The organism is Lacrimispora amygdalina (assembly GCF_003432035.1).
In the GTDB taxonomy this organism is placed as follows: Bacteria; Bacillota; Clostridia; order Lachnospirales; family Lachnospiraceae; genus Lacrimispora; species Lacrimispora amygdalina.
This window is the reverse complement of the sequence record NZ_QOHO01000082.1, coordinates 1-7,515: the sequence shown is the minus strand read 5'-3', so window position 1 is coordinate 7,515 and position 7,515 is coordinate 1. Positions and strand designations below refer to the sequence as shown.

8 protein-coding genes are annotated in these 7,515 nt (G+C 44.5%); all 8 read right to left on the bottom strand.

Going from position 1 to position 7,515, the window contains the following annotated elements; all coding sequences use genetic code 11:
- Window positions 1-196: 196 nt before the first annotated feature.
- The 8 genes from DS742_RS23210 to DS742_RS23175 all read right to left on the bottom strand — a co-directional run bounded on the left by DS742_RS23210 (window position 197) and on the right by DS742_RS23175 (window position 7,405).
- The gene (locus DS742_RS23210) at window positions 197-1,435 is read right to left on the bottom strand and encodes an IS256 family transposase (protein WP_117419339.1); all 1,239 of its coding nucleotides are present in this window, start codon (window positions 1,433-1,435) and stop codon (window positions 197-199) included.
- A gap of 48 nt (window positions 1,436-1,483) precedes the next feature.
- On the bottom strand, window positions 1,484-3,799 hold the full coding sequence (locus DS742_RS23205; RefSeq protein WP_117419338.1) for a DEAD/DEAH box helicase family protein: 2,316 nt from the start codon (window positions 3,797-3,799) through the stop codon (window positions 1,484-1,486).
- 25 nt (window positions 3,800-3,824) lie between these two features.
- A complete protein-coding gene (locus tag DS742_RS23200; protein WP_117419337.1) occupies window positions 3,825-4,025 on the bottom strand; it encodes a helix-turn-helix domain-containing protein in 201 nt (66 codons plus the stop codon).
- A 209-nt stretch (window positions 4,026-4,234) separates the two neighbouring features.
- Entirely contained in the window at window positions 4,235-4,525 is a 291-nt protein-coding gene (locus tag DS742_RS23195) for a molecular chaperone (RefSeq protein WP_117419336.1), read from the bottom strand.
- Window positions 4,518-4,796, bottom strand: a complete 279-nt coding sequence (locus DS742_RS23190; RefSeq protein WP_242996706.1) for a ferredoxin — start codon at window positions 4,794-4,796, stop codon at window positions 4,518-4,520. Before DS742_RS23190 ends, DS742_RS23195 begins: the two co-directional genes overlap by 8 nt.
- Before the next feature lie 126 nt (window positions 4,797-4,922).
- On the bottom strand, window positions 4,923-5,204 hold the full coding sequence (locus tag DS742_RS23185; protein ID WP_117419335.1) for a DUF6809 family protein: 282 nt from the start codon (window positions 5,202-5,204) through the stop codon (window positions 4,923-4,925).
- Between the two features lie 16 nt (window positions 5,205-5,220).
- Window positions 5,221-5,568 (bottom strand): TnpV protein, encoded by a 348-nt coding sequence (locus DS742_RS23180; protein ID WP_117419334.1) that lies wholly within the window; start codon window positions 5,566-5,568, stop codon window positions 5,221-5,223.
- Between the two features lie 34 nt (window positions 5,569-5,602).
- Window positions 5,603-7,405 (bottom strand): recombinase family protein, encoded by a 1,803-nt coding sequence (locus DS742_RS23175; RefSeq protein ID WP_117419333.1) that lies wholly within the window; start codon window positions 7,403-7,405, stop codon window positions 5,603-5,605.
- Window positions 7,406-7,515: the final 110 nt, after the last annotated feature.

Below are 7,515 nucleotides of genomic sequence, written 5' to 3'. Positions count from 1 at the left end.
GTCTACTATATTGACATAAATGGGTGTATCCCGTATTTTGTGTAAACTCCAAAATCGAATGTAAAATGGAGCAAAATATTATGTGGCGGCAGCGGCCTTATCCGATGCCGCCATATCTGCAATATAACAGCAGGCGCATAGGAAGTCAAGGGCGGCGAAGCCGTTTATTTACCCTTGATTTCCTGTGCGGATGATGTTAGCCAGGCATCCGACCGGCAAAAAATATAGAAAGCTGCGCATGAATAACGCTCCAGTCCTGCCGCCGCCCGGTCCATTTCTTTGTGATGTCGGCCATCGCCAGGTACAGCATTTTCAGCAGACTGTCATCTGTTGGGAAAACCGACCTTGTCTTTGTCACCTTTCGGAGCTGACGGTTGAAGCCTTCAATAACATTTGTCGTGTAAATGAGTCGTCGCACTCCCTGCGGGTACTTGAAATAGGTGCTCAGATTCGGCCAGTTTTCCCGCCAGGAGGCGGAAATCTTGGGGTACTTCTTGTCCCAGTGCTCGGAGAAAACGCTGAGGGCATCCAAAGCGGACGGCTCGTCCACGGCGGCATAAACCGCCTTCAGATCCGCCATCAACGTTTTTAAGTCTTTGTAAGAGACATATTTGGTGGAATTGCGAATCTGATGTAGGATGCAGTTCTGGATCTCCGTTTTGGGAAAAACCGCCTCAATGGCCTCAGAAAAACCGGACAGGTTATCCGTACATGCGATGAAAATATCCTCTACGCCGCGGTTGCGCAGGCCGTTGAGCACAGTGGCCCAAAACTTGGCGCTCTCGTTTTCACCGACCCACATGCCCAGAACCTCTTTATGACCGTCCAGATTCACGCCGATGGCGATGTAAACAGCCTTTTTTACGATCTGCCCCTCGCTGCGGACGTGGTAGTGGATTGCATCCAGAAAAACTACCGCATAGACGCTTTCCAGCGGGCGCTGCTGCCATTCCTTTGCAACCGGCAGAATCTTGTCCGTAATCCGGCTGACCGTGGTATCTGAAACCGCTACACCGTAGATATCCCGGATATGCATTTCTATATCTCCGGTGGTCATCCCTTTGGCGTACATGGACAGAATCTTTTCCTCGATGTCTTGGCTGACGCTCGTCTGGTTCTTTTTCAGAAGATGCGGCTCAAACTCTCCGTCTCTGTCCCGCGGCACGGCAACCTCCACATTGCCGAAACTGGTGCGCAAGGTTTTACTGCTGTGCCCGTTCCGGCTGTTGGATGTTTCTTTGTTCCGGTAGTCATACTTGCTGTAGCCGAGTTCCTCGTCCAGTTCCGCGTCAAGGCCGTTTTCCATAAACTCGGCAATGGTTTCCTTGAACAGGTTCTGAATATCATCCATGCTGCTGATGTTGCTTGTTTGCAACAGCTCCCGAATCTTGGCACGGCGCTCCACTTCTTCCGGACTGCGATTTCTTTTAGCCATATACAAAACCTCCATTGTAGTGCTTCCATTTTACACCTCAATGAAGGTTTACACAAATTTCGGGATGGTCTCACATAAATCCATCTCTTGCCTGTTTTTAAACCTTGGAATGTTTCCAAGCAAATACTGAACGAGTTCTTTTAGACTCAAACGTCTATCAAGTCCGAGCGCAAGTTCAAGTTTCTTGATGTTGTAAAATTCAGCAGGTTTATCGAAGATGTTTGTTCTCAAATATTGCTCCAGCCTGTCACCATCGCCGGCAGAAATAATATCCTGACACACTACATCATTCTGTACGGTTTCTTCAAACGATTGATAAAACTTCCTGTCAATTTTCATTCCGTCTAAGCCAACGAGAGCTTCATCATAAGTGACCACCTTATCTCCAAGGTTTGACACATACGGCTCATTTGAATGAGGCGGATGATATTCTCCGCCGCCCGGATTGTCGCTTTCTCCACCTAACGCTGATTTGGGTATGTTGATTTTTTCATCATAGTTAAAATCATTTTCAAAATAGTCACACACAGCAAAAAAATCAAACAGCTTAAATGTCGATTTCTTTATTTCGGTTTGATCGTACTTAAAGGAATATGTACGAGTTCCTCTGCCTTTCATCTGAATGAAATCGGCCGGAGAAAAAATAGGTCGTAAAAAGCCTAAATTTAGAATGTCCGAACAGTCATATCCTGTTGTCATCATACCTACGGTAACGGCAACTCTTGATTTGCTTGATTCATATTCATCAATCCAAGAAGTTTTTCCGTTCAAATTATTATTTGCAAAATTAATTGTCATTTGCTGTGCTCCGTCAACATTAGATGTTACTTGAACAGCAAAATCGGAATTGTATTTTCCTGGGAAAGCTCTTTCTGCTAATTCGTTCAAGATTGCTGTTATTTTTCTTGCGTGAGCAATATTGACGCAAAACAGAATGCTTTTACCTATCTCGTGAGATATTGGGTCTCGTAATGCGTTTTCCAAAAATATCTTGCAAAACAACTCGTTTGTTTTTTCGGAAAAGAACTTTTTCTCAAAAGACTTGGCTGTAAATTTGGTTTCAGTTGTATTTTCTGATTCGTCAGACCCATCATCGTCTGTTTCGATTTTTAGAATCAGCCCTTTGTCAGATAGAAGCTGCGTGGTTATCTCGCTTCGTGCATCAACAACGGTAGGATTGACCAAATAACCATCTCTCACACCGTCCAACAGGGTATAACTATATGTTGCGGTTCCGCTATCACATCCAAAAATATGATATGTGTCCAGTAAGATTCTACGCTCGATTTCTCGTGGATCTGTAATATCAAACTCGACACCTTTCAAATAATTTTTAGGTGTAGCTGTAAGTCCGAGTTTATAACCCATAAAATACTCAAAGATTGCACGGTTTGAAGCTCCTAAACTTCTATGAGCTTCATCTGAAATTACAAGGTCAAAATCAGACGGAGAAAACAATGTCTTGTATTTACTATTGTACGAAAATGACTGTATTGTCGTAATAACCACATCCGCAGAGTTCCAGTCATCCTTATTTTCTTTGTAAATAACAGACTTGATTCCATCTTTCGATAAATACCTTCTAAAATCTTTAAGTGCTTGATTTTCCAACTCTATACGGTCAACAAAAAACAATACTCTGTTAGCCACTTCTGAGCGCAGGAACAGCTTGATAATTGCCGCAGATGTTAATGTTTTACCTGTTCCTGTAGCCATTTCAAGAAGGAATCTGGTTTTTCCGTCTTTAACAGCTTTCTGAATGCTTTTTACTGCTTCAAGCTGATAGTAACGCATAACTCTTAAACTTCTGCCGAAGCAATAGTCCATCAGAAGTTCATCGTTGCCGCTTTTCCATGCACTTGTATATTCGAGTCCCGGTTCTTGTGAAGTGGCAATATAGTATTTGTCGAGAACCGTATCAATAAGAGGTTTTGTTGAAGCATTTAGAGCTTTGCTTTCCATCAGCGATTCGTAAGTCGGAAATGATGTAATAAGCTCTGGGTTGCCTTTTTTCAAATTCCAAAAATAGTGCAAATCACCATTTGACAAAATGATATACTTTGCCCTTAATGATAATGCATAGTTTCGTGCCTGTTCTTTTCCGTCAAGCGGATGTTTTCCCGCTTTTTTAGCTTCAAGAACTAATAAAGGATTGTTTTTCTCATCCAATAAAAGATAATCAACAAATCCATTTTTAGTTTTCTCGAAATCATTACCAAGCCCATCCAACACCATCTTTGTCAATTTGACATTGGGTTCGAGTTGTATATTTGCTTTTCCTTTATCTGAATCAAAGAATCGCCATCCTGCATCCATAAGCAACTGGTTGATGACTATTCTCGCCTTAGCTTCTTTATCTTTCATTTGCTATCCTCCTAACAAGCAATAGTCAATCAACAAAGTCCATAATGTCATCCATCGTGCATTCTAAAACACCACATATCTTGACCAGAACCTCAACTCGAACATCTTCATTTTTTCCGAGCTTCGCCATTGCATTTGTGCTTATTTTTGCAGCCTTGATAAGCTGTGTCTTGCTCATATTTTTGTCAATTAGTAGTTTCCATAGTTTATTATAGCTAACAGCCATATCATAGCCTCCTTGTCGTTACAATATCAGTTATTATATTATATCACAAAAAATCACAAAATTCAATATTAAATTGTAAATCTCAATCTTATAACGAAAAGAAGTTATTTGGGTTCAAAGCATATCGCTATATCGATACTATGTAGATGCGGTCAAAACATCGGATGCAGACCCGACATTTTGACCGCATATCAACCCCAAACGCTACATTATTCCATCTGACTGGCGAAACCGTTTTGCTTGGCGTTCTCGCTTGCTTTTCGTCTGCGTTCCTCGCTGTAAGGCGGTTGCAGACGGATGGACAGTCGGGACTTGTCCAGAACATAGGACACACCGCCTTGCTCGTAGGTTTTATCCAGTCGGCAGAGGTCGGGGTACTTCTTGGAGAACACCGCCAGCCTGTTCCGCAGTCCGGCATTGTAGGTCTGGATGTGTGCTGTGTCCTCGCCCTCGTTGAACAGGACGATGGTTTCCTTTTCGTACTTCGTCAGCTTACTCATGGTACATCTCCCTAAGCTGAACACGGAGACTGTCCGGGTGGTACTTGTGGTGGGGGAAGCGTTCCACTTCCAGTCTCATGTTGTAGAAGAAGCAGCGATACCAACTGTCGCAGCTCTCTTCACTCAACTTGACCGCCAGAGTGAAGAACAGCTTCTTTGCCGCAGGATCGGGAGCAAGTGCAGCCACATAACGCAAGCGTTCAACGGTGGCTTCACGGTTCGGACAGCCAAAGGCATAAAGGGCTTTCTTTTCGTTCATAGACATTCTCATAGATAAATCCTCCTTGAAATTGTGAAAATGAAAAGCGACAGAGACTTCACAAGGAAATACCTGTCGCTTTGCTTACGGTATGAAATTGTGGGGTCTGGACTTGCTGAATTGTCCAGTTTTATACTCTTACTTGATAGATGGGAAGAATGGGCTGTGGAAGATTTCACACATCATCAGAACGCCCATTGTAAAGCCATACTTGAATTGGACTTCGTTGGTCATGTTGCCCTCGTCTGCGTGACTGTCGCAGAGCTTTTCAAGCAGAGCGTAGTCCTCTTTGCTCAGCTTGCCCTCGAAGAAAGACATAATCCTTGCAATCTCCCCGGTGGCTTCACGGAACTTGTCGGACTTCGGTACGACATTTTCGCTTGCGTAAATCTCGCCATTGAACAACGCTTCTAAAATCATAAATTCAACTCCTTTCTCAGCAGTAAATCAATTCGCCCTTGATGGTTTCCTCTGCCTGTGCAACGCAAGCGTTCATCTGGCGAACCCATTCAATTTGGTTTTCGGCTTTCAACTGCTCCGTCACGCCGTATGCCTTTGCAAGCTGCGGAATGATGATTTCCAGTCGCTTCTTGGCGGTTTCCTCAATCTCGGCACAATGCTCATAGAGCGTTTCGGACAGTACCATTTCGGAGAAAGTGATGGGCTGTGCCAGTCGCAGATATTCCTTTCTCATTCGCCCCCATTTTCCGAGACGGATATTCGTTTCTTTCAGCTTGATGTCGGGAACATAGTAGTCTCCGCATTTGATAAAGTTGAGTTCCATAGTGTTTTCCTCCTTGAAATTTATATTTTGATGATTACGCACAACGGGATTTTTCAGCTTCCGCTTCTGCGGCTTGTTTCTCTTTTTTACGCTGTCTGTATCTGCGGACAGTCTCATTTCTGCGGTCTTTGCGTTCCTGCTCTTTGAGTTCTGCCAGTCGCTTTTCTTCCTCCTGCTTTGACAGGATTTCTTCTTCGGTATCTTCCACCACAAACTGACCGATAAAATTGAAGTAAATATCAATCCTCTGGCTACGGTTGACCGTTCTGCCGCCTGTGGCTTCAAAGATAACGATTTTGTCAATAAACTCGTTGAGCATGGTCTGTGTGATTTCCGTAAAGTCACGGTATCGCTTTACCAGTCGGACAAACATTTCTCCGCTTTCTTCCTCTTGCCGGAGTTCACTGATCTTCGCTTTGATTTCAGCGACCCTTGCTTCAAGCTCCTGTTGCTCGGTGTCATACTGAGCCATGAGCTTTTCAAACTGTCTGTCGGGTATCTTGCCGGATGCGTTGCCCTCATAGAGTTTCTTGATGAAATTATCCAGTTCTGCAATACGCTTTTTTGCGGTCACAAGCTCCTTTTTGCTGTCGGTCTGCACAACTGCTTGACTGGCACTTGTAAGCTCTTTAACTTGCTGTAAAAATGCCTGTTCATCTTTCAGCACATAGGCGGCAACCTTGCGGATAGCTTCATCCACCAGACTGTCCAGAGTGGATGCCTTAATAAAGTGCATCGTACACTCGCCGTACATGGATTTGTAGGTAGGACAGCGGAAGTTGCTGTCTGCATCGTAGGTTTTTCCGTCTGCTCTGTGCTGTGAATGTGGGCTTGCATAGGACAGGCGTTTTCCGCAATCCGAACAGTAAAGCAGTCCAGACAGGCGATGGGAGTAAGTCCCGTTTGCCAGAGTTCGCTTTGTTTTCCTGCGGAGCTTCTGTGCCAGATGCCATGTTTCTTCATCGACAATGGCTTCATGGGTATTCTCGAAGATGATAAGTTCATCGGGTCTGGCTTTCCTGCGTTTCTTGGTCTTGAAGTTCTCGCAGATGGTCTTGCCCAACACGGTATGCCCCATGTATTCCTGCTTTTCAAGAATGTAGGCAACTGCGGTACAGTTCCAACGGTAGGGGTCATGGTAGCTGTGGTTTCGGCTCTCTCCATGCTCGGACTGTTCCAGATAGGCAGACGGTATCAGCACCTTTTCCTCGGACAGCTTGTTTGCAATCGCCTTTGTCCCCATACCGTCAATAATCATCTGGAATATCCTGCGGACTACCTTTGCGGCTTCCTCGTCAATCAGCAGATGGTTCTTGTCCTCCGGGTCACGCTTATAACCATAAGGGATAGCACCGCTGCATCGTTTTCCGTCCTGCATCCTTGAACGGAAGATAGCACGGATTTTGTTGCTTGTGTCCTTTGCATACCACTCGTTCATAATGTTCAAAAACGGAGTGAAGTCATTTTCGCTCGGATTGGCACTATCCACGCCGTTGTTGATGGCGATAAATCGGACACCTTTTTCGGGAAACATAATTTCCGTGTAAAAACCGACTTTCAGATAGTTACGCCCAAACCTCGACATATCCTTTACGCAGACAACATCGACTTCTCCTGCCTCGACTGCGGCAATCAGAGCTTGAAAGCCGGGGCGGTTAAAATCAACACCACTATAACCATCGTCCGTGAAATGGCGGATATTCTTAAATCCCTGTGACCGTGCATACTCCTCCAGATATTTCTTCTGGTTGGTAATGCTGTTGGATTCGCCCTGCATTTCATCGTCACGGCTCAATCGCTCATAGAGGGCTGTGTACTTGGTTTTCTTGGTTTCCATTGGCTTCCTCCTTTCTGGAAATTTCATATAGGGTACAGAAAAAGCCACATGGCAGAAGATTTTCGTCTTACCGTGTGACTTTTTCTCTGTCCTATATTATTGTAACCCTT

Bases quoted from the DNA above. Each gene is read 5' to 3' on its own strand.
- DS742_RS23210 (WP_117419339.1), bottom strand. From the start codon at position 1,435: ATGGCTAAAAGAAATCGCAGTCCGGAAGAAGTGGAGCGCCGTGCCAAG.
- DS742_RS23205 (WP_117419338.1), bottom strand. From the start codon at position 3,799: ATGAAAGATAAAGAAGCTAAGGCGAGAATAGTCATCAACCAGTTGCTT.
- DS742_RS23200 (WP_117419337.1), bottom strand. From the start codon at position 4,025: ATGGCTGTTAGCTATAATAAACTATGGAAACTACTAATTGACAAAAAT.
- DS742_RS23195 (WP_117419336.1), bottom strand. From the start codon at position 4,525: ATGAGTAAGCTGACGAAGTACGAAAAGGAAACCATCGTCCTGTTCAAC.
- DS742_RS23190 (WP_242996706.1), bottom strand. From the start codon at position 4,796: ATGAGAATGTCTATGAACGAAAAGAAAGCCCTTTATGCCTTTGGCTGT.
- DS742_RS23185 (WP_117419335.1), bottom strand. From the start codon at position 5,204: ATGATTTTAGAAGCGTTGTTCAATGGCGAGATTTACGCAAGCGAAAAT.
- DS742_RS23180 (WP_117419334.1), bottom strand. From the start codon at position 5,568: ATGGAACTCAACTTTATCAAATGCGGAGACTACTATGTTCCCGACATC.
- DS742_RS23175 (WP_117419333.1), bottom strand. From the start codon at position 7,405: ATGGAAACCAAGAAAACCAAGTACACAGCCCTCTATGAGCGATTGAGC.